This is a genomic window from Nonomuraea recticatena, assembly GCF_039533245.1.
GTDB classification, from domain to species: Bacteria; Actinomycetota; Actinomycetes; order Streptosporangiales; family Streptosporangiaceae; genus Nonomuraea; species Nonomuraea roseola.
The window spans coordinates 75,585-96,457 of the sequence record NZ_BAAATE010000022.1 but is presented as its reverse complement, the minus strand read 5'-3'; the positions used below and the strand labels follow the sequence as shown (position 1 = coordinate 96,457).

At 71.6% G+C, this 20,873-nt stretch carries 19 protein-coding genes; 8 read left to right on the top strand and 11 right to left on the bottom strand.

Going from position 1 to position 20,873, the window contains the following annotated elements:
* Positions 1-84 precede the first annotated feature (84 nt).
* Complete coding sequence (locus ABFX50_RS33490) at positions 85-978, top strand: LysR family transcriptional regulator (RefSeq protein WP_346152080.1); 894 nt, start codon at positions 85-87, stop codon at positions 976-978.
* A gap of 142 nt (positions 979-1,120) precedes the next feature.
* Here the strand turns inward: ABFX50_RS33490 and ABFX50_RS33485 are convergent, their stop codons facing one another.
* Together ABFX50_RS33485 and ABFX50_RS33480 are read right to left on the bottom strand one after the other, a co-directional pair.
* Complete coding sequence (locus ABFX50_RS33485; RefSeq protein ID WP_346152078.1) at positions 1,121-1,651, bottom strand: hypothetical protein; 531 nt, start codon at positions 1,649-1,651, stop codon at positions 1,121-1,123.
* Positions 1,648-2,217 carry a TetR/AcrR family transcriptional regulator gene (locus ABFX50_RS33480; RefSeq protein WP_183661000.1) on the bottom strand — a complete coding sequence of 190 codons (570 nt, stop codon included), beginning with the start codon at positions 2,215-2,217 and terminating at the stop codon, positions 1,648-1,650. The genes ABFX50_RS33485 and ABFX50_RS33480 overlap by 4 nt, the downstream gene beginning before the upstream one ends.
* Positions 2,218-2,288: 71 nt before the next feature.
* Here ABFX50_RS33480 and ABFX50_RS33475 point away from each other — a divergent pair, with 71 nt between their 5' ends.
* Positions 2,289-2,912: an IMPACT family protein gene (locus ABFX50_RS33475; RefSeq protein ID WP_346152076.1), complete on the top strand. Its 624-nt coding sequence runs from the start codon at positions 2,289-2,291 to the stop codon at positions 2,910-2,912.
* Between the two features lie 218 nt (positions 2,913-3,130).
* Positions 3,131-4,024 carry an LLM class flavin-dependent oxidoreductase gene (locus tag ABFX50_RS33470; RefSeq protein ID WP_346152074.1) on the top strand — a complete coding sequence of 298 codons (894 nt, stop codon included), beginning with the start codon at positions 3,131-3,133 and terminating at the stop codon, positions 4,022-4,024.
* A gap of 182 nt (positions 4,025-4,206) precedes the next feature.
* Here the strand turns inward: ABFX50_RS33470 and ABFX50_RS33465 are convergent, their stop codons facing one another.
* The gene (locus tag ABFX50_RS33465) at positions 4,207-5,436 is read right to left on the bottom strand and encodes an isochorismate synthase (protein WP_346152072.1); all 1,230 of its coding nucleotides are present in this window, start codon (positions 5,434-5,436) and stop codon (positions 4,207-4,209) included.
* A 177-nt stretch (positions 5,437-5,613) separates the two neighbouring features.
* Between ABFX50_RS33465 and ABFX50_RS33460 the strand changes: the two genes are divergently transcribed.
* The gene (locus tag ABFX50_RS33460; RefSeq protein ID WP_183660994.1) at positions 5,614-6,453 is read left to right on the top strand and encodes an SGNH/GDSL hydrolase family protein; all 840 of its coding nucleotides are present in this window, start codon (positions 5,614-5,616) and stop codon (positions 6,451-6,453) included.
* On the opposite strand, the gene ABFX50_RS33455 is transcribed toward ABFX50_RS33460, so the two are convergent.
* Positions 6,437-7,153 (bottom strand): HNH endonuclease family protein, encoded by a 717-nt coding sequence (locus ABFX50_RS33455; RefSeq protein WP_183660992.1) that lies wholly within the window; start codon positions 7,151-7,153, stop codon positions 6,437-6,439. The two genes, ABFX50_RS33460 and ABFX50_RS33455, sit on opposite strands and share 17 nt — an antisense overlap.
* Positions 7,154-7,290: 137 nt before the next feature.
* Between ABFX50_RS33455 and ABFX50_RS33450 the strand changes: the two genes are divergently transcribed.
* From ABFX50_RS33450 to ABFX50_RS33440, 3 genes are all read left to right on the top strand, one after another.
* Positions 7,291-7,740: a fluoride efflux transporter FluC gene (locus ABFX50_RS33450; RefSeq protein ID WP_346152069.1), complete on the top strand. Its 450-nt coding sequence runs from the start codon at positions 7,291-7,293 to the stop codon at positions 7,738-7,740.
* Positions 7,737-8,120 carry a fluoride efflux transporter CrcB gene (gene crcB, locus ABFX50_RS33445; RefSeq protein ID WP_346152067.1) on the top strand — a complete coding sequence of 128 codons (384 nt, stop codon included), beginning with the start codon at positions 7,737-7,739 and terminating at the stop codon, positions 8,118-8,120. The genes ABFX50_RS33450 and crcB overlap by 4 nt, the downstream gene beginning before the upstream one ends.
* Before the next feature lie 127 nt (positions 8,121-8,247).
* Entirely contained in the window at positions 8,248-9,153 is a 906-nt protein-coding gene (locus ABFX50_RS33440) for a S1C family serine protease (RefSeq protein ID WP_346152065.1), read from the top strand.
* Here ABFX50_RS33440 and ABFX50_RS33435 read toward each other — a convergent pair.
* From ABFX50_RS33435 to ABFX50_RS33420, 4 genes are all read right to left on the bottom strand, one after another.
* A complete protein-coding gene (locus tag ABFX50_RS33435) occupies positions 9,119-10,405 on the bottom strand; it encodes a glycosyltransferase family 4 protein (protein ID WP_346152063.1) in 1,287 nt (428 codons plus the stop codon). The genes ABFX50_RS33440 and ABFX50_RS33435 overlap by 35 nt on opposite strands.
* A gap of 116 nt (positions 10,406-10,521) precedes the next feature.
* Complete coding sequence (locus ABFX50_RS33430; protein ID WP_346152061.1) at positions 10,522-13,608, bottom strand: S41 family peptidase; 3,087 nt, start codon at positions 13,606-13,608, stop codon at positions 10,522-10,524.
* 75 nt (positions 13,609-13,683) lie between these two features.
* Positions 13,684-13,806, bottom strand: a complete 123-nt coding sequence (locus tag ABFX50_RS33425) for a hypothetical protein (protein ID WP_281388543.1) — start codon at positions 13,804-13,806, stop codon at positions 13,684-13,686.
* A gap of 72 nt (positions 13,807-13,878) precedes the next feature.
* The gene (locus tag ABFX50_RS33420; RefSeq protein WP_346152059.1) at positions 13,879-15,828 is read right to left on the bottom strand and encodes an intein-containing Rv2578c family radical SAM protein; all 1,950 of its coding nucleotides are present in this window, start codon (positions 15,826-15,828) and stop codon (positions 13,879-13,881) included.
* 133 nt (positions 15,829-15,961) lie between these two features.
* On the opposite strand from ABFX50_RS33420, the gene ABFX50_RS33415 reads away from it, so the two are divergent.
* Positions 15,962-16,252 carry a DUF3040 domain-containing protein gene (locus ABFX50_RS33415; RefSeq protein ID WP_346152057.1) on the top strand — a complete coding sequence of 97 codons (291 nt, stop codon included), beginning with the start codon at positions 15,962-15,964 and terminating at the stop codon, positions 16,250-16,252.
* A 22-nt stretch (positions 16,253-16,274) separates the two neighbouring features.
* Here the strand turns inward: ABFX50_RS33415 and ABFX50_RS33410 are convergent, their stop codons facing one another.
* The 3 genes from ABFX50_RS33410 to ABFX50_RS33400 form a co-directional block, all read right to left on the bottom strand.
* Positions 16,275-17,798, bottom strand: a complete 1,524-nt coding sequence (locus ABFX50_RS33410) for a penicillin-binding transpeptidase domain-containing protein (RefSeq protein WP_346152055.1) — start codon at positions 17,796-17,798, stop codon at positions 16,275-16,277.
* Between the two features lie 131 nt (positions 17,799-17,929).
* Complete coding sequence (locus ABFX50_RS33405) at positions 17,930-18,583, bottom strand: lysophospholipid acyltransferase family protein (RefSeq protein ID WP_346152053.1); 654 nt, start codon at positions 18,581-18,583, stop codon at positions 17,930-17,932.
* Positions 18,584-18,619: 36 nt separating this feature from the next.
* Positions 18,620-20,725, bottom strand: a complete 2,106-nt coding sequence (locus tag ABFX50_RS33400) for a S9 family peptidase (protein ID WP_346152051.1) — start codon at positions 20,723-20,725, stop codon at positions 18,620-18,622.
* Positions 20,726-20,873 lie beyond the last annotated feature (148 nt).

Here is a 20,873-nt window from a genome sequence, read left to right as displayed (position 1 = left end):
TGATGGGGGCCGAGATGAACGGTGCCCGAGCTCGAACCGTCAGGACAAGCGCGAAGTCGTGGACTCACCTTTAAGCTCTGCTACATGCTCGACGCGCGGCGCATGCAGGTTCTCCACGAGGTCGTCACCAGGGGGACGGTGACGGCCGCCGCCGAGGCGCTGGGCTACACCCCGTCGGCGATCAGTCAGCAGGTGGCGGCGCTGGAGAAGCAGGCCGGCATCGCCCTGCTGGAACGGGTCGGCCGCGGCGTGCGGCCCACGATGGCGGGGCGGCTGCTGGCGAAGTACGCGGCCGTCATCGGGGAGCAGGTGGCCGAGGCGGAGGCCGCGCTGGCTGACCTGCGGGCCGGCCGGTCCGGGCGGCTCTCGGTCCGGTACTTCGCCACGGCCGGTGCCGTGCTGGTGGCGCCCGCGCTGGCCCGCTTCCGCCGGGAGCGCCCAGACGTGCTGATCGACCTGGGCATGACCGACCCCGACGACCCGCTGCCCGAGGTGCTGCGAGGCAGGGCCGACCTCGCCGTCGTGGTACGGCCCCGCGGCCTGCCTCACCAGGGCGTCCGGCTGGACCACCTGCTCGACGACCCCTACCTGGCCGTCCTGCCCACCGGGCACCCGCTGGCCGCCGAGGACGTCCTGGAGTTGGCCGATCTCGCCGGCGAACCGTGGGTCTGCGGCGAACGGCCCGGCCCCTGCCTCGACGCTCTTCTGGCGGGCTGCGCGGCGGCCGGCTTCCACCCGGAGTTCACGGTCGACGGCGAGGACTACGCCACCGCCCAGGGCTTCGTCGCCGCCGGTCTTGGCGTCACACTGATCCCGCGGCTGGCCCTGTCCGGCCCCCATCCGGGCGTTGTCGTCCGCGACCTGCGCGACCCGGCCCCGGTCCGCTCGATCCACACCGCCGTACGCGAGACCTCCCTCGGTCAGCCCGCCCTCAACGCCCTCCTGTCCGCCCTCCACGGCCGTCCGCAGGCGCCATAACCGCCTCCTGCCGTCGCCCCGGTCCCGACCCCGCTGCCCGGCCATCCCGTACGGCTTCGCCGACGGGATCGCCATCCGGTGGCTCTGCCGTCCGGCGGCTGTGCCGTCCGGCGTCTGCCACGAGAGGGCGCGCCGTAGGCGGTCAGCGGCCGGCTTCCTCGGGAAGGAGGTGGGCGAGCAGGAGCTTGATCAGCAGGAGCGGGGCGAACCAGGCCACGGCGTGCGGCACGCTGACGAGGCTGGTGGTCCAGATCAGGGCAAGCGCGGTGGCGGCGAAGGCGACGGGCCTGCGCAGCGGTGGGGGAGTGGCCGTCACCGCCAGTGCGGCGGTGAGAGCGGAGCCGTAGACGACCGCCGCCGCCGTCCACCCGAACCCGGGCACCGCCCAGGCCAGGATGAACGGCTGCACGTGGACGGCCACGAAACCCAGGTGGTGCCTCGCGGTACGGCCCGGCCGGTGGAACCAGAGCTTGGCCGAGCGGGTGGCGTTGACGACGGCTCCGCCGTACAGGTCGAAGGCGACCACCGCGATCACGCCGACGGCGAGCGCGGGCAGCCCCGCGCCCACGGCCAGGGCGACGGACAGGGCGGCGCCGGCGAAGGCGGTGCCGAAGGAGACCAGCACCTCGCCCCTGGTGGCGCCGGGGGCGATCAGCCTGTCGGCCATCGTCATGAGCGGACTCCCTCTACGCAGACCTCGATGATGGGGGCGGCCAGGTCGGCGAGCGGGAGCTCTGGGTCGACCAGCCACTGCAGCAGACAGCCCTCGATGGCCGCCACGATCACCACGGCGTGCCGCTCGTCGATGCCGGGGCGCAGCGCGCCCTCCTCGCGGGCCTGTCGCAGCAGGCCCGCGATCGCCTCGCGGTAGTCGCGGTAGACGGCGGCCATGTCCAGCGGCGGGCCCGCCGACCACAGGTCCACCAGCACGCGGGCGTGGTCGGGGTGGGCGGCGAGCATCGCCACCACCCGCCGCACCAGCGTCGCCAGCCGATCGAGCGCGGGACCCGGTTCCAGCGAGGCCAGCAGCTGCGCCGATCCGGCGGCATACGACTCGAAGGCGGCCTGGAGCAGGGCGTCGCGGCTGTCGAAGGAGAGATAGACGCTGCCCTTGGCGATGCCCGCCTCGGCGGCGACGTCCTCGATGCGCGAGGAGGCGAAGCCCTTGCGGGCGAACACCCGCACGGCCGCCTGGAGGATCTCCTGCCTGCGCGCGGCGTGGTCGACTCTCTTCGGCATGAAGCCGATTATGAATGACCAGTCAGTCATAATCAAGCTGTTCTACTTTGTAAAGGCGATAGCCTGGGTCGGTGGCCCTCCCGTACCTCACCCTGAGAACCCGCGCCGAGCACGAAACCGAGGTCAAACGGTCGCGGTTCATCTGCGCGATGGCGCCGGCGGGAAGCGCGGAGGAGGCGGCGGAGTTCATCGCCGAGCGGCGCAGGCTGCACCAGGGCGCCACCCACAACTGCACCGCCTACGTCGTCGGGCAGCGCCTGCAGAAGGGCGACGACGACGGCGAGCCCGGCGGCACGGCCGGCACGCCGATGGTGCAGGCCCTGGTCGGGCGCGGCTTCAACGACGTGGTCGCGGTGGTGACCCGCTACTTCGGTGGGGTGCTGCTGGGCGCGGGCGGTCTGGCCAGGGCGTACGGCTCGGCGGTGACCGAGACCCTCGACAGGGTCGAGCCCGTGCGAATGGTGCCCGCCAGACTGGTGCGGGTGTCGGTGGGGCACGAGCAGGCGGGCAGGGTGGAGAACGACCTGCGGGTGTCGGCGTACCCGGTGCGCGAGGTGAGCTACGGGGGCGAGGTGTCGTTCTCGGTCGCGGTGGGGGAGAACGAGGTGGCCTCGTTCACCGAGTGGGTGGCCACGCTGACGGCGGGCCGCGCCACGGTCGATCTCGGCGCGGAGATCCACGTCCCCGAGAGCTGAGCGCGCCGTCGATCAGGGGGCGGTTGTTCATGTCGTCGCTGACCCGATAGCAGAGCCTCCCGAGCTGGAGAAACCGGTCGATCCCGCCGATGACGCGGAGGAGGATCCTGCCCCAGTCGATCACGAGGTCGATCAGCGCCGCCCGAAGGTCGGCGGCGAAACCGAACGGTTTAGGGTCGCCTTCGACCGAACAATCTTGTCGTCCCAAGGAGATCGTCATGGCCTATCGTTTCGGCGTCCAGCTGTCCCCGTCCGCTGACGACCTTTCCGGGATCCGCGAGCTGGCCAGGCTGGCCGACCGGGAGGGGCTCGACCTCCTCGGTGTGCAGGACCACCCTTACGCGGGCGGCCTGGCCGACACGTTCAGCGTGATCGCCACACTGCTCGCCGACACCACGCGGATCCGGATATTTCCTGATGTGGCTAGCCTGCCGCTCCGCGGTCCCGGTGTGATCGCCAAGGCGGCGGCCACGCTCGACCTGCTCAGTGGTGGGCGCTTCGAACTCGGTCTCGGAGCGGGTGGCTACCGCCAGGCGATCACCGCCTTCGGCGGCCCCGACCGCACCGCGGGCCAGAACCAGGTCGCGCTGGAGGAGGCGGTCGAGATCATCAGGGCCCTCTGGCGACCGGACGGGAGCGTCAGGGTGACAGGCGAGCACTACTCGATGGCCGGCGTGCACGGCGGCCCGGCGCCCGCGCACCCGATCGGGATCTGGTTCGGCAGCGTCGGACCCAGGGCCCTGGCCCAGACCGGGCGCCTGGCCGACGGCTGGGCCGCCCCCATCCCGCACTACCTGCCCTACGAGAAGTGGCGTGAGTCCCAGGAGATCATCGACACGGCCGCGATCGAGGCGGGGCGGCGGCCCTCCGACATCACCAGGATCGCCCAGTTGGTCGGCCACATCACCGACGCCCCTGGCGAGGTCGTCCTGAAGGGTGAGGCTCCCATCAGGGCCACCGCCGCGCAGTGGGCCGAGGTCATCGCCCACCTGGCCGGCGACGTGGGCTTCGACTCCTTCGTGTACTGGCCCGAGAACGCCGACGCCGCGCAGCTGACCGCCTGGGTCCGTGAGGTCGTCCCCGCCGCCCGTGTCCTGCTCGGCAAGGGGTAGACCGCGATCACTGGGACAGGTGCCGCCGGCGTTCGGTGCGCTCGTCCCAGCGGGAGCCGGGAGGCGGGCTGTCGTCGCGGCGGGTCGCCTCTCCGGCGCGCTACCAGGGTGACGTGTCGTCCGTCGTTGATCAACCCGTCGGCCGTGACCTCGACGCCGCCGCAGGCGGCGGTGCGGCGGCTCTATCCCTCCAGGGCGTACTGCATGACGCGGAACTTGGTCTGGGCCTCGGCCAGTTCGGCTGCGGGGTCGGAGTCGCCCATGATGCCGCAGCCGGCGAAGAGCCTGGCGCGGTTGCCTTCGACGATGCCCGAGCGCAGCGCGATGCCCCATTCGCCGTCGCCGTGCGCGTCGATCCAGCCGACGGGCCCTGCGTAGCCGGAGCGGTCCATCCCTTCGAGCTCGCGGATGAGCGTGATCGCGGTGTCGGTGGGGGTGCCGCCGACGGCAGCGGTGGGGTGCATGGCGGCGACGACGTCGAGGACGGAGGCGCCGTCGGCGAGCGTGCCCGTGACGTGGCTGGCCAGGTGCTGGAGGTTGGGCAGGACGAGGAGCTCGGGCTCGTCGGGCACGTCGAGCGTGGCCGACAGCGGGGTGAGCGCGTGGCGGACGGAGGCGATGGCGCACTCGTGCTCGTGCCTGTCCTTGGCGGAGGCGAACAGGGCGGCGCCGCGGGCGACGTCGTCGGCGGGGTTGACGCCGCGCGTGGTGGTGCCGGCCAGGACGAGTGACTCGATCTGCTGTCCTGCCCTGCGGATGAGAAGTTCGGGGGTGGCGCCGACCAGGCCCGCGACCGAGAAGGTGTAGCAGTCGGGGTAGCGGGTGGCCAGGCGGGTGAGCAGGAGGCGGATGTCGATGGGGTGTTCGGCGGTGGCGGTGAGGTCGCGGGCCAGCACGACCTTCTCGAGCTCGCCTTCGCGGATGCGCTGGGAGGCGCGCGCGACGATGCCCTCCCACGCGGGCGCGGTGAGGCTGCCGTCGCCGTAGCTGATGCGGCCGGGATAGGTGATGGGAGTCACGTCCTGGCCGAGAGTGGGCTCGCCGATGCTGGTGAGCCAGGCCTGTCCTCCGCGGCGGGTCAGGACGGTCTGGGGGACGACGAGGGTGGAGCCAGGTGAGTTCTCGTCGAAGGTGAAGGTGCCGAAGGCGACGGGTCCGTGCCGGTGGCCGTTGCCGTCGGTGGCGTGGGTGTCGGCGAGGACCGAGTTGAGCCACTGGCGGGCCCACGCGAAGCGGTCCGGGCCTGGTGGCACGGTGACTCTGGCGGCCTCGCCCCATCCGGCGAGACCCTCGCCGTTCCTGATCCACGCGTAGGGGGCGGTGGACGGCAGGCGGGAGAGCAGGTCACCGGGGTCACCGATCGGGATGGTGCGAACCGGCAGAGGGCGGGTTATTCCGAGCGCGACACTCACTCAAGACATGCTATGCGGGAGCTGAACATGTTCGATTCGGGCCCCTGCCCATCGGCCACCTTAAGCTCGAAAATCAGACATGGAGTTGTATAGGGCTTATCTTGATCGTGTCAAGCCACGATAGGAAGTGGGTCCTGGTCGTGGCCTTGGCGTCTGACGCTCCCTACCTTAAGGGCCATGATCCGTCACGTGCTCACCGCCGTCGTGCTGGTCTCAGGGTCGGGCTCCGTGACGAGCTCCGCGGCGGCGGCCTCGCTGGAGCCGTTGCCTGGGGTGATGGCGGCGTTGGGCGACTCGGTCAGCGCGGGGTTCAACGCCTGCGGCTGGTACGTCTCGTGCACGTCGCGTTCGTGGTCGGCGGGCGACAACGCGGAGGTGCGCAGCCACTACGTGCGGCTGGCCGAGCGGGGGCCCTCGCTTCGGGGGCACAACCGCAACTTCGCCGTGCCTGGTGCGACGAGCGCCGATCTGATGGGGCAGGTGGACAAGGCCATCGCCGAGAAGGCCGAGTACGTGACGATCCTGCTCGGCGCCCAGGACGCGTGCGTGCCCACGGAGGCGGCCATGACGCCGGTGGCGCTGTTCAGGCGGCGAGTGGAGGCGGCGATGGGCAGGCTGCGGGCCGAGCTGCCGGGGGCGCGGGTGTTCGTGGCGAGCATCCCCGACCTGCGCAGGCTGTGGCAGGTGGGCAAGGACAACGCGATCGCGAGGACGTTCTGGGGGCTGGGGCGCATCTGCCAGGCGATGCTGGCCAACCCGACCTCGACCAAGCGGGCCGACGTGCAGCGGCGGGCCCGGGTGCGTGATCGGGTGCGCGACTTCAACAGGGAGTGGGCCAGGGCGTGCGCGGCGTTCGGCCCGCGCTGCCGTACCGACGAGGGCGCCGTGTTCGCCTATCGGTTCACGCTGGCGCAGGTGAGCAAGTGGGACTACTTCCACCCCAACTCCGAGGGGCAGCAGATCCTGGCCGACATCACGTTCGACAAGGGGTTCGACTGGTCTAACGACACACTCTGATCATGGTGGCGCGGTCGGCTCGGGTGACGGGCATGCCGTACTTGAGCGCGACCTGGGCGAAACGGACGGCGTAGGCGCAGCGGACGCGGCGCTGGGGCGGCAGCCAGGAGGCGGGTCCTGAGCCCCCCTTGGCCTCGTTGGTGTCGCCGTCGACGGGCAGCAGGTTGAGCGGGTCGTTGGCGAAGCGCAGGCGCTTGGCCGCCGACCAGCGGCCGGCCCCCATGCGCCAGCTGTAGGACAGCGGGACGACATGGTCGACCTGGATGTCGTCGGCGTGCTTCTTGCGCCAGGCGATGGTGCGTCCGGTGTAGGGGTCGTCGAGGCTGAGAGCGACGACGTCGCAGGGCGAGCCGCCACGGTAGGACAGGTCGTGGCCGTCGCGGACGAGCAGGTCGTCGCGGGTGCGGCAGCCGTTGCCCGCGTAGGGGACGTTCGCGGCGGTGTCGGCCCAGTTCTCGCCGTAACGGGTGCGGGTGTAGCCCGTCTTGGGGCCCATGCCCTTGGTCCTTAGCCTGCCGATGAGGTGGCGGGCGGCCGTCCTGTCGGCTCTGCTGGTGAGCGGGGCGAGGCCTGGCCTGGTGCCGTCGGGGTTCTCGAGGGGCGTGGCGGTGGCTTTGGCGGTCTGCTGCGGGTTGTTGCCGAGTAAGGCGGCAAGGAGTACGGCGGCCGCCAGTACGGCGATCGCGTCACGTGTGCTCAAGTGGCGCCTCCCGTTCGGTAGGTTCCCGCCTCCGGGGAGTTTGACACGGGGGCGTTAGGCTGTGGGAATCGTGCGGCGGTGGAACTCGTCGCCCTCGCCTGGGTGCGAGGAGACCGCGTTCAGACCCGGGGGATGGCGTGGGAGATCCTGTCGATCCTGATGTCGACCTGCGGGTCGAGGAGCAACGGGCGGAGCTGGGGCCCGGCCGATGGCGGGTGCTCGGAGTGATCTCGCTGGGCGGGATGGTGGGCGCGCTGGCCCGCTACGGCCTGGCTGTGGCCTTCCCCGTGCCCGCCGGGGGCTTTCCCTGGGCGACGTTCGCGACGAACGTGCTCGGCTGCCTGCTGATCGGGGTCCTCATGGCGGTGATCACGCGTGCGCGTGCGCCGCATCCGCTGGTGCGGCCGTTCGCCGGTGTGGGCGTGCTGGGCGGGTTCACCACCTTCTCCACCTATGTGGTGGACTTCCAGCGTCTGATCGCCTCGGGCGCCGCGCTGGTGGGCCTGGTCTACCTGCTGGCCACGGTGCTGACGGCCCTGGCGGCGGTGTGGGCGGGCGCACGGCTGACACGGCTGGTGCTGCGGTGAGCGCGATCCAGGAGACGCTGCCGCCGGCGTTGCTGGTGGCGCTGGGCGCGGCGGTGGGCGCGCCGCTGCGCTACCTGGTCGACCGGCTGGTCCAGTCCCGGTACGGCACGCTGTTCCCGTGGGGCACCCTGACGGTCAACGTCGCGGGCAGCGCGGTACTGGGCTTCCTCGTCGGGCTCGCGGCCTCGCCTGGCGTGATGGCGCTGGCGGGCACGGGGTTCTGCGGGGCGCTGACGACCTGGTCGACGTTGGGCTACGAGACGGTGCGCCTGGCCGAGGAGGGTTTCCGCCTCAGGGCGGTGGCCAACGTGGTGCTCAGCGTGGTGGCGGGGCTGGGCGCGGCGGCGGCGGGCGCCGCGCTGGCGATCACGATCGGCTGACGCGCGCGCGGGCGCTGGGCTGACGCGCTCGCAAGTGCGCTCGGCTGACGCGCTCGCAGGCGCGCTCGGGGGACAGGCGAGTTACCGTGTAATCGTGTAATCGTGTAATTCGCCCGGGAGGTCTCGCATGTCCGATCCCCTCGACGCCTACTCCCGTACCGTCTCCTCTGTCGCCGCCGAGCTGCAGCCGAAGGTGGCCGGCGTGCGCGCGGGCAGGGGCAGCGGCTCCGCGGTGGTGTTCACCTCCGACGGTTTCCTTCTGACGAACGCGCACGTGGTGGGCTCCTCGAGATCGGGGAGCGTGGCCTTCGCCGACGGCTCGGCCGGCGACTTCACGCTGGTGGGCCGCGATCCGCTGTCGGACCTGGCGGTGATCAAGGCGCAGGGGCCGACGCCCGAGCCCGCGCTGCTCGGCGACAGCGACGCGCTGGTGGTGGGCCAGCTGGTGGTGGCGGTGGGCAACCCGCTGGGCCTGGCGGGGTCGGTGACGGCGGGCGTGGTCTCGGGGCTGGGCCGTTCACTGCCGGTGGGCGGGCGGCTCATCGAGGACGTCATCCAGACCGACGCCGCGCTCAACCCGGGAAATTCCGGCGGGGCGCTGGCCGACTCGAGTGCCAGGGTGGTCGGGATCAACACGGCGGTGGCGGGGATCGGCGTGGGCCTGGCCGTACCCGTGAACTCCACGACGCGTGCGATCATCGCCGCGCTGATCAGCGACGGCAGGGTCCGCAGGGCTTACCTCGGGCTGGTGACCTCGCCCGCTCCGCTGCCCGAGGCGCTCGCGGAGCGGCTCGGGCAGCGGAGGGCGCTGCGGGTGGTGCAGGTGGTGAGCGGCTCGCCGGCGGCGAGGGCCGGGCTGCGGGCGGGCGATCTGGTGGTGAACGCAGGCCGCAGCCCGGTGGGTGACGCGCAGAGCCTTCAGCGGCTGATGTTCGCCGACGCGATAGGGCGGCCGTTGCCGATCACGGTGCTGCGCAACGGCGCGCTCGTCGACGTCATCACTGAGCCGGTGGAGCTGCTGGAGTGGGCTTGACGTAGGTGCCGTTGCGGCGGGCCAGCAGCTCGTCCAGAAGCGCGTCCCAGCGGGCGCCGATCGAGTCGACGTCGTAGGTCGCGGCGGTGGCCAGCGCGCCCTCGGCCAGGCGGTGGCGCAGCTCCTCGTCCTCGATGACGCGCATGATGGCGGTGGCGAGGTTGGCGTTGGTGCGCGGCTTGACCAGCAGGCCGTCGACCTCGTCGGTGATCATCTCCTTGGGGCCGTGCGGGCTGTTGAAGCTGACGATCGCCAGCCCCTTGGCCATGGCCTCCAGGATGGTCATGGGGAAGCCCTCATGACGCGAGCTGAGCACGAAGATCGAGGCCTTCTCCAGCTCGCCCGCCACGTTGTTGGACGGCCCCGGCAGCTCGACCTTGCCCTCGAGCCCCGCCTCGGTGATCTGGGCGCGCAGGTTGTCCTCCTGCGGGCCGGCACCGAGGATGCGAAGCTTCCAGTCGGGATGGGCGGCGGCGACGGTCTCCCATGCGGTGATGAGGCGGTGGAAGCCCTTGAGCTTGGTCATCCGGCCGACCGCGAGGACGACCTTGTTCTCCAGCTTGGAGATCTCGCCCGGCATGGGCGGCACGGCGTTCGGGATGCGCAACAGCTTCTTGGGCTTGCGCCGCAGCGTCTCGCGGTAGTCGCGCAGGTCGGCCTTGGTCAGGGTGACGAGCGCGTCGAAGGAGCGGTAGCGGCGCTTGATCAGCTCCTGGACCGGCTGCGGCTGCCCCTGCAGGGCCACGTGCTCCTGGCCGATGGTGATGACGCTCGGCAGGGCGAGCTGGGCCAGGGCCAGGTTGAGTCCTGGCCTGGTGGCCATGATGACGCCGGTGTCGATCGACCGGATCCATCGGGCCAGTTGCAGGTCGGTCCAGAGGTTGAAGCGGTGGTAGGCGGCCTCCTGCTCAGGGATGAGCTTGCTGGGCATCTTCGACAGACGCCCCCGCACACCCGTCCTGGGAATGAGCCTGTCGTCGAGGAAGCGGAACTTCACCCGGGGGTCGACGGGGAAGAACGGCTCCTCCGCCTCCTTGAGGATGGAGACGATCTCCACTTCACGACCGGTGGAGGCCAGATAGCCGGCCAGGTTGAAGACCGTTCTGATGGTGCCGCCCATCCCGTACGCGTGCAGGAGCAGGATGTGGACCCGGTCGGTCGAGGGTGGCGGCGCCGAGCGCGCCCGCCTGCGGTTGTTGGCTTCGTAGAGCCGGTATATGGCCGCCTTACCCTTGCCTGCCAGTGCACGCACTCTGGGTCCCCTTCTCGCCTGCGACCGAGTTCACGCGTCGTCTGTCCCCGTGGCGCGTTCCCCCGCTTTCGATCTTTAGACGCTTTAAGGCGGACAAAGGTTGCAAAGTCTGAACGTCAGCTGTGAATGATCCTTTTCAGTGCCAGGTCAATGGCTGTTTCGAGTTGGGTGTCGACGCCCCTGACGTAGTCCTGGGGGGTGATGTCGACCTCGAGGTCGGGGTCGGTGCCGTAGTTCTCCACCTCCCTGTCGCCCTCGATGAAGGTGAAGGAGTACTCGGGCTGGGTGGTGAGGGTGCCGTCGGCCAGGCGGTGGCGCGGCCAGATGCCGATGACGCCGCCCCAGGTGCGCTTGCCGATCAGCGGGCCGAGGCCGAGGAGCTTGAAGGTGTGGCTGAAGATGTCGCCGTCGGAGCCCGCCCACTCGTTGGTGATGGCCACCAGCGGGCCCCTGGGCGACTCGGGCGGGTAGGGCTCCGGCTCGCCCCTGCGGGGGTGGTCGTAGCCGAGGCGGCGGCGGGCGAGCTTGTCCAGCAACAGCGCGGAGATGTTCCCTCCACCGTTGAAGCGCACGTCCACGATCAGGGCCTGGCGGTCGTACTCGGCGAGATAGGCGCGGTGGAACTCGCCGAATCCGGCGCTGCCCATGTCGGGGATGTGCACGTAGCCGACGCGCCCCGCGCTGCGCTGGTGGCAGCGGGCCCTGTTGAGGTTGACCCAGTCGCGGTAGCGGGCGGGCTGCTCGTCGGCCAGCGCGCGGACGGCGGCGGTGAAGGTCTGCTCTCCTCTGCGCAGGGTCAGCAGCACCTCCTGGCCCGCCTGGTTGACCAGCGCCTGGTTGGGGGTGGTGGCCTCGTCGATGGGCACGCCGTTGACGGCCAGGAGGGCGTCGCCATGCCGTACGTCGAGGCCGAGCCTGTTGAGCGGCGAGGTGGCCTCGGGATCCCACCTGTCGCCCTGGACGATGTGGCCGATGTGGTAGAGGCCGTCGCGGTAGTCCCAGTCGACGCCGAGCTTGCCCTGCGTGTAGTCGGGTCCTGGCCGGTACTCGCCGCCGATCTCGTAGGCATGGCTGGTGCCGAGCTCACCCTGCAGCTCCCACAGCAGGTCGGACAGCTCCCCCCTGGTGCTGACGCGGTCGACCAGCGGCAGGTAACGGTCGTAGACCGCCTGCCAGTCGAGGCCCGCCATGTCGGCGGACCAGAAGTTCTCGCGCTGCAGCCGCCAGGCCTCGCGGAACATCTGCCGCCACTCGGCCTCGGGGCTGAGAGAGACCTTGACGCGGCCCAGGTCGATCCAGCCGCTGCTCCTCGAGGCGTGGTCGTCGTCGTGGTCGGGGATCTCGCCCGCCTTCAGCAGGCGCAGGCGATCACCCGAACGGTAGAGAAGGCTCCTGTGGTCGGCGGCGAGCTGGAAGTCGCCGACGTCCTCGGCGAAGGTCTCGTTCTTCTGCTTGTCGAAGTCGTACAGGTGCAGCGTGCCGTCGTCGGCCTCGATGGGGCTCGACAGGATCAGGACCTTGCCCCTCAGGCCCGCCAGCCGTTCGTAGCGCCCCTCGGGCAGCGGGAAGGCGGTGATCCGGTCCGGCAGGCCGTCCACGTCGATCGTCAGCTCGGCCCGCTCGTCGCCGCCCTCCTCGCCGTGCTCGTCGTCCTCGTCGTCGTCCCCGGCGGCCAGCGGCCGCGGCTGCGGCACGAAGGGGGAGGGGACGTCCTTGCGCAGGGCGATGGCGTAGGGACGGGTGCCGAGCGGGAAGCCGAGGTCGAACTGCAGCGCGTCGTAGACGGGGTTGAAGACGCGCTGGCCGATGAAGTAGAGGTAGCGGCCCTCGGGGTCGAAGGCGGGGCCGGAGTCCTTCAGCACCGGGTGCGTGGCCTCCACCGTGCGCCCCGTGGGCACGTGATGCAGCTTGATCGCGGTGTGCTGCCCGCTGGTGGGGCTGACGTAGGCCAGCCAGCGCCCGTCGGGCGACCAGGCGGGCTCCTCGACGGCGGCGTGCGGGTTGGCCTCGACCAGCGTGGTGGTGCGCGCGGCGAGATCGACGACGTGCAGTTCGTGGCGGTGGTTGGTGACGGCGATCAGGTCGCCGGCGGGGGAGGCCACGAGGTCGGTGACGCGGCCGGTGTCGAGGTGGTCGAGGCGGGTCTGGCGCCTGCCGTCGAGCAGGACGAGGATCTCGCGGTCGCCCTCGTCGCTGGCGGCGGCCACCAGGCTGCCCTCGCCCGTCCAGGTGAGGAAGCGGTAGCGGACGCCGTCGACCTCCCCGTGCTGCTGGACGGGGCCCTCCCATCCGGCGAAGGTGTAGGCCTTGCCGCGCGTGGTGATGGCCAGCCTGCTGCCGTCGGGGCTCGGGGCGGCGCTGTCGAGGTGGTCGGCGGCCTCGACGAACCGCCTGTTGCGCTGGGTGCGGGAGCTGGCCAGCAGCACCTCGACCTTCCTGGTCCTGCTGCCCGGCTCGAGGACGTAGAGGTCGCCGGCGGCGTGGTAGACCAGCGTGTGGCCGTCGCTGGACAGGTTGCGGGCGTAGTAGTCGTCGTGATGGGTGTGCCTGCGCAGGTCGGAGCCGTCGGGGGCGCAGGAGTAGACGTTGCCCGTGCCCTCGTGGTCGGACAGGAAGCAGACCCTGTCGTCGCTCCAGCAGGGCGAGGCGAGATTGCCCGGCAGGCTGATCAGCCGCCGCCAGTCGCCCCGCCCCGAGGGATCGATCCACAGGTCGCCCACGGTGCCGCCCCTGTAACGCTTCCAGCGGGCCGGGTCGGCGGTGTTGCGGCCCAGCACGATCATGTCGCGCGGCCCGTGGCTGATGCTGGTGGCAGGGCCGTACGGCAGGCGCTCGGGCACGCCGCCCGGCAGCACCCTGTGCAGCCACTTCTGCCCCTCGAACGGCTGCCGCTCGTCGCTGGCGTACAGCACCCTGCCCTGCGGATCCCAGCCGGTGACGGTGCAGCGGGCCCCGTGGAAGGTGACGCGCCTGGCCGCCCCGCCGCCCGCGGGCATCACGTACACCTCTTCCGGGCCCTCCTCCCTGCCGACGAAGGCGAGCTGGTCCCCGCGAGGGGAGAAGCGCGGGTAGGCCGCCTCAGCCAGGCCCGCGGTCAGCCGGAAGGCGCGGCCGCCCTGCGCGGCGACCATCCAGAGGTCGTCTTCGGCGGCGAAGACCACCACATCTTTGAAGATCGCTGGAAAGCGCAGGTAGGCCGTCAATGTCCGCTCCGTGATCAGGCAGCCGGATCGGCCTCCGGCTGCCTGATCATGATTTCACCGGCGCCGGGGCGGAGACTACTCCGCCTCCGGCTTCCTGGTGGACTCCCGCTTGGCGTTCTTGGCGGCCCTGGTGGCCTTGATGGTCGCCTTCTTGGCCTTGCCTGACTTGGCGACGGGTTTCTTCCGCTCCTCTGCCATGGATCTTTCCCCCGTGATGTCGGCCCGCTATTCGGGCATCACGCGCATTAATACCCATTTGGCTATTTAGTCTCACAGAAGGGATAGCTGCTCGGGTGGCGGGGCCTTGTCCGGCTGGATCCGCCAGGAGGCCCTCCGGCCGATGCCGTACTGCCTGGCCAGCTCCCTCACCTGAGCGCTCACCCGCTCCTGGTAGGCCTTGGGCGCGTAGGCGCCTCTGCCGTACAGCTCGAGATAGCGCGGCACCAGGCGCGGATGCTCGCGCGAGAGCCAGCCGAGGAACCACTCGCGCGCCCCTGGCCGCAGGTGCAGCACGATCGGCGTGACGTGTGTCGCCCCCGAGGCCGCGATCTCCCGCACCACCGCCTCCAGCTGTTCGGGGGAGTCGGACAGATAGGGCAGGATCGGCGCCATCAGCACCCCGCAGGCGATGCCGCTGTCGGTGATCCTGCGGCAGGCCTCCAGCCGCCTTCTCGGATGGGGCGTGCCCGGCTCCACCGCGCGCCACAGCCGCTCGTCGACGAAGCCCACCGAGAACGCGGCGCTCACCTCGCTCACCCCCGCCGCCTCCACCAGCAGCGGCAGGTCGCGCAGGATCAGTGTGCCCTTGGTGAGGATGGAGAACGGGTTGGCCGCCTCGGTCAGCGCCCGCAGGATGCCCGGCATGAGCCGGTAGCGCCCTTCGGCGCGCTGGTAGCAGTCGACGTTGGTGCCCATCGCCACGTGGTGCCCGCCCCAGCGGGGCGAGGCCAGCTCCTTGCGGGCGAGCTCGGCGGCGTTGACCTTCACCACGATCTTGGAGTCGAAGTCGTGGCCGGCGTCGAGGTCGAGGTACTCGTGGGTCTTCCTGGCGAAGCAGTTGTGGGAGACGACGCCGTCGGCGATGAAGTCGCCGGTGCCGGTGGTGATGTCGTACATCGGCGTCCTGACGCCGAGCGGCTCGACCGACACGACCCTCAGGTCGGCCGCCGACTCGACGACGGCGCCCTCGAGGCCGTGCGGGCCTGGAACGGCGGGATCGACGGTGTGCAGAAGCCGCAGCCACGTGGCAGGGCCCCCTCGCAGGGCGATCGCGGCCGGGTCTCCTCGCGGCGCGGTCGGGGCCGGGTCTTCGCCGGACCCCGTCGAGGCCGGGCTCGTGTCGAGCCGGTCGAAGCCCAGGGCGGACAGGCATGCGCGGAGGCGGTCGGCCTCGTGCCCGCCTCCCGCGTCGAGGCAGCCGGCCACGAAGCCCTTCATCCACTCGCCGGAAGGCGACTCCGCCACCGCGAACAGGCCCGAGGGCTCGCGCCCTGCGCTCGGCAGGGCCGGATCGGCCCCGAAGTGGCCGAGGTAGGAGCGCGCCCTGTCGAGCGCCTCCTCGGGCAGCGCGCGCTCCCCGGCCTTCCGCACGGGGTGGCCCTCCTGCTGGAGGGCGCAGGGCGAGGAGAGGATCGCGCACAGGTAGCCGCGCCGGTAGTCGTCGTCCCGCTTGGGAGGCGCGGCGAAGCGCCCGCAGCCCACCAGCCGATCGCCGTCGCGGAGGAACGGCCGCGCGCCCTCACCCGTGACGTGCTTCCAGCCGCGCTCGGTGAGGAAGCGATGCTCTCCGCTGGCCACCAGGCGGGTGCCGTCGGCGAGGGTCACCCGGTGCGCCGCCTTCACCGTCGACCAGTGGTCGAGCACCTCGGTGACCACATGGCGCCGCCGCCCGCCGACCACTCGCGTGCCGAAGATCCGGTCGCCGGCGCGCAGCTCGGCGATAGGCTTGGCACGGCCGTCGGCCATGAGGACCGGCGTGTCGCCCGCCAGGCAGTAGGAGCAGGCGTGGCTGCACCCCCTGTAGGGGTTGATGGTGTGGGTGAAGGGGACCCTGCTGGCCGCCGGGACCTTGTTGATGATGGATTTGGCCTGAATCTCGTAGAAGGTCATCCCCTTGAACTCAGGCGTGTCGAAGGTGCGCGCCACCGCGCCGCGCGCGAACAGCGGCACGGCGGAAGCGTCGTCCTCGGCGTCGGCCAGACGCAGGTTGTCCCAGCGCATCCCATGATTAGAACGCAGGTTCGATAGTGATCGCAACAGGAAAGAGCCAGTAATTACCTACCCTTGGAACGGATAATGATCTTCACGGTTGGGCAGGAAACGGGGCACAGAGCTTGCGTTCCGGAGGTGCACCATGGCCTGGTCGCAGGACGAGGAGCGGTTGCTGGCCCAGATCGAGCGCCACCTCGTCGACGAGGATCCACGGCTCGTCGCCCGCCTGGAGTCGTTCAACGACCGTGTGCGCCGTAGCGAGGAGTCCGAGCGTCGGCGCGAGGCCAAGGCGAACGGTGAGAAGCCCGTTCCGCGCCGCCGTCCACGCCGCTCGACCGTCATCATCATGGTCAGCTGGCTGCTGATCGCCACCCTCGTCGCGACGCTGCTGGTGCTGATGCTCCGCCACGAGGCCGCCGCCCTGGCCTTCTGACGAGAGCCGAGGGTTTCCCGGCTCAGAGGCCGCGCAGGAAGTCGGCTGCCACAGGGGCCGCGACCTTGCCGCCGCCGCCACCGCCCTCCACGACGACCGCGAAGGCCACGTCGTCGCTGTAGCCCATGAACCAGGCGTGGGAAGGCAGCTCGGGCCCGCTGCCGTACTCCGCGGTGCCGGTCTTGCCGCGCGTTCCCGACGGCAGGCCCGCCGCCTTGGCGGTGCCCTTGGTGACGACCGCGGACATCATCGGGTGCAACTGGTCGGCCACCCCCTCGGGCAGCTTGACCTCCTTCGCCTTCTGCTTGAGCCCCTTCACCAGCGTCGGCGGGCGCCAGGTGCCGTCGGCGAGCGCGGCGGCCGCCGAGGCCATCACCAGCGGGCTGGCGGTGATGCGCGCCTGGCCGAAGGACTCGGCGGCCAGCTCCGCGTCGGACTCGGCCTTGGGGAAGCTGGCCTTGGCGGCGGGGACGCCGATGTTGAGCGGCTGGTTGAAGCCGACCATCTCGGCCGCCCTCAGCAGCTTGTCGGAGCCCAGCCGCTCGGCGGCCAGCGGGGCGAAGGTGGTGTTGCAGGAGTAGGCGAAGGCGTCGGAGAAGGTGAGCGAGCCGTACTCGGCGTGCTCGGAGTTGCGCACCTTCAGGCCTCCGACCGTGGCGTACTTGGGGCAGGTCACCCGCTCGGTGGGTGAGACACCCTCGGCGAGCAGGGCCAGCGCGGTGACGGCCTTGAAGGTGGAGCCCGGCGGGTAGCGGCCGTCGAGCGCCCTGTTGAAGCCGCCGCGGTTGTTGACGACGGCGAGGATCTCGCCCGTGCCGCGCCGTACCGCCACCAGGGAGGCGGGTTTGTCCAGGTCGCGGACGGCGCCGACGGCGGCGGCCTGCACGCGGGGGTCGAGGGTGGTCTCCAGCGGCTTGCCCTCGCTGCCCTTGATCGTGGCCAGCGTCTTGCCGCCGAGCAGGATCTTGGTGGCGGGGGTGCCCGCCAGGCGCGCCTGGAAGGTCTCCTGCAGACCGCCCCTGCCGACGGCCCCGCCGACCTTGTAGGAGGGGCCGAGCTTGGCGACGTCCTTGGCGGTGGCCTTGTCCAGGAAGCCGACCAACTGCTGCACCGAGCCGCCTGCCTGGCCCGTGTCGATGCGCTCGCCCGAGGAGTCGGTGATCGCCGCCCGCGCCGGCCAGTCCGTCTTGAGAGAGAAGTCGGCCTGGCCGGTCAGCGAGGGGTGCACGGTCGCGGGCGACCAGTCGACCTTCCATGCCCTGTCGGCGACCTTCAGATCGATCTGACCGGTGTAGGTCCAGTCGCCGATGTTCCTCAGGGTCAGGGTGGCGGTGTAGGGAGCCCTGGCGGTGCCGTCGCCCGTCTCGACGGCCTGCCCGAGCTTGACGATGGTCCGCTCGACGTTCAGCCCCTTGCGCTGCTGCTCGTAGGCGGCCAGCGAGGCGGGAGCGGCCAGCTCGGCCGTCATTCCGCCCGTGTCGGCCGCCTGCCAGGCCGCGGCGAAGCGCTGGGCGCTCTCCTGCGGGGTGCCGCGCGTGTGCAGCACCCACCAGGCACCCCCGGCCGCGGCCCCCACCGCAAGCACACTGACCCCTGAAACTATCGCGATCGTCCGGCCACGCGGCACGAGCCATCCCCCCGGTCATCGACAGGTAGCAGAGCCTACCTGTCGATGATTCACGACATTCCGGCTTTGACGCTGGAGGCGTAGGCGGGCACGTACTCCTGACCGGACAGCTTCTGGATCTCCACCATGATCTCGTCGGTCACCCGGCGCCGGTCGCGGGCGTTCTTGTAGTCGCCCTCGAACGTCATCGGCGCGCCGATCTTGATGCCGATCTTCGTGAAGCGCGGCACCTTGGCGCCGAGGGGCAGCACGTTCTCGGTGCCCGACAGCGCGACGGGCAGCACCGGGGCGCCCGTCTTCAGCGCCAGCCACGCCACGCCGACCTTGCCGCGGTACAGGCGGCCGTCGGGCGAGCGGGTGCCCTCAGGATGGATGCCGAACAGCTCGCCGCGCTCGAGAAGCTCGGCGGCGCTGTCGAGCATGGCCTGGGCGGCGCCGGCCGACTCGCGGTCGATCGGCAGACTGCCGCCCAGCCGCATGAACCACTGGGAGACGGGGTTGCCCGAGAAGTACTCGCTCTTGGCGGTGAAGGTCACGTGGCGGGGCAGCAGCGCGGGAATCAGGAAGGAGTCGATCACCGCCAGGTGGTTGGCGGCCAAAATGGCGGGACCCGTGGCGGGGACGTGGTGACCGCCGGAGATGTGCGGGCGCCACATCACGTGCGCCATCGGCGCGGCGACGAACTTCACCATCTGGTACAGCAACGGCTCTCCTGAATCGTGTGGACGGCGAAGCCAACCCTATTGCGCGCGGGACGGCCCCGACGCCCCACCTCGGGTGGTGAGGTCCAGCGCCTGCCGCAGGAAGTCCAGTTGGCAGTGCAGCAGCCCCGCGACGGCCGCCTGCCCCGTGGGCGCGTGGGCGGCGCCGGGCAGCGGCAGCACCTGGTGCGGACGGCCCGCCGCCAGCAGCGCCGCCGACATCCGCAGCGTGTGCGCGGCCACCACGTTGTCGTCGGCCAGGCCGTGCACCAGCAGCAGGGGCCGTCGCAACCGCGCCGCGTCGCCGATCGGCGAGGAGCGCTCGTAGTTCGCCTGCTCCTGATCGGGATGCCCGAGGAAGCGCTCGCGCCAGTGGGTGTCGTACAGCCGCTGGTCGCTGGGCGCGGCGCCGGAGACGGCGGCGTGGAAGACCTCGGGCCTGCGCAGCACGGCCGCCGCCGCGAGCGTGCCGCCGTAGCTCCATCCGCGGATGGCGACCCTGCCGAGATCGAGCTCGGGGCAGTGCGCGGCGGCCGCGCGCAGCGCCGTCACCTGGTCCTCCAGCGGCGCGGTGAGCGTGTCGCCGTGGACGGCCTTCTCCCACGCGGGCCCGCGTCCCCTGGTGCCGCGCCCGTCGGCGACCACGACGGCGAACCCCGACTCGGCGAACCACTGCGCCTCGCACAGCCACCAGTGCCTGGCCCTGACCGCCAGCTGCATGGCGGGCCCCGCGTAGGGGGCCATCAGGACGGGCAGCAGGCCCGCGCCGGCCCTGTGCCAGGACGGCAGCAGCAGCGCGGTGCGGATCTCCCGCGCGCCCGCCCTCAGCCAGGTGACGCGCGGCGACAGGAGCGGCTCGGCGGCCAGCGAGGCGATCTCGGTGTCCGGCAGGCCGTCGCGGAGCAGGCGGAAGGAGTGGCCGTGCGGGGTGTGCGAGGCGACGAGCAGCGCGCCGGCCGACCGGTGGCCGGTGTGCAGGCCCGGCTCCTCGCTCAGCCGTACGGCGCCGCGCGAGGGGTCGTACGACCACAGGTGTCTCTCGGTGGGCTCGTCCGTGGCCAGGAAGAGCACCGATTCGCCGCTGACGTCGAGGACCTCGGCGACCTGCAGTCCCTCGGGGGTGACAGGGACGCCGTCCACCAGCAGCCGCCGGGTGAGGGGGGAGTCGGCGGTGTGGACGAGCGCGCCCGAGGCGGTGCGGGCGGGGGTGCCGGGGATCAGCTCGACCCAGGCGGGGTCGCGCTGCTCGTGCAGGAGCGTGGTCGCGCCCGTGCCAGGGTCGGCGGCCAGGATCCGCAGCGTGCGCTGGTCGCGGCTCTGCACGCCGATGAGCGGGCCGTGGGCGTCCCAGCGGGCGGCGGTGACGTACTCGAAGGACTCGCGGTCCCAGTCCAGCTCGACGCGCTCGCCGTCGAGGCCGAGCACGTGAAGGGTGACGAGGGCGTTGGCGGTGCCCGCGGCGGGATAGCGGATCGGGCGCGGCGGCCTGGACGGGTCGGCGGGGTCGGCGATCCACCAGCGCTGGACGGGGGAGTGATCCACCCTGGCGGCCAGCAGCCTGCGCCCGTCGGGTGACCACCAGTGGCCGCGGCTCCTGTGCATGGACTCGGCCGCCACGTGCTCGGCCAGCCCCCAGACCACCTCGGGACCGTCAGGCGCTGCCATGCGCAGCAGCCTCCCGCCGTCCAGCTCGCTCACGTGCAGCGCGCCTTCGCAGACGTAGGCCACCCTGGCGCCCGTGGGGTCGAGGCGAGGGTCGGTCACGGGGCCCTCGGTGGGCACCCGCCACGGCCTGCCCTCGCGGGTGTCCACCGCCCACAGCCGCCCGTTCACGGCGAAGACGGCGACGCGGAGGTCGGCGTCAGCGCTGTAGGCGACCACCCCCGCGCCGTGTTCCCGGGCTCGTTCCCTGCGGACGCGCTCGGCCTCGGGAACGGGCCCGTGCGCTCCGAGCGTCTCGGGGGCGGCCAGCAGCCGCTCGTGGCCGCCGTCGAGCAGCCAGAGGCAGCCTGTGCGGTCTTCGGGGCCACGGGTGCGCAGGAACAGCGCCCTGCGGCCGTCGGGGGAGAGGGTGAAGGCGCGCGGCAGGCCGAGGGACAGGCGCTGCGTGCGGGCCAGCTGGGTGGGAAACGCGTGGATGTCCATGAAGGGACTCTGCGCAGGACCGGCACGGTGGGGGAGAAAGAGAGGGCGACCCGGCGGACTCACGGGCGCGGAGGGCGTCCGAGCGGACGCGTCACACACTTTACCATCCGTCACACGCGAACGGCGCCCCACCCGCGGGGGGGGGGGC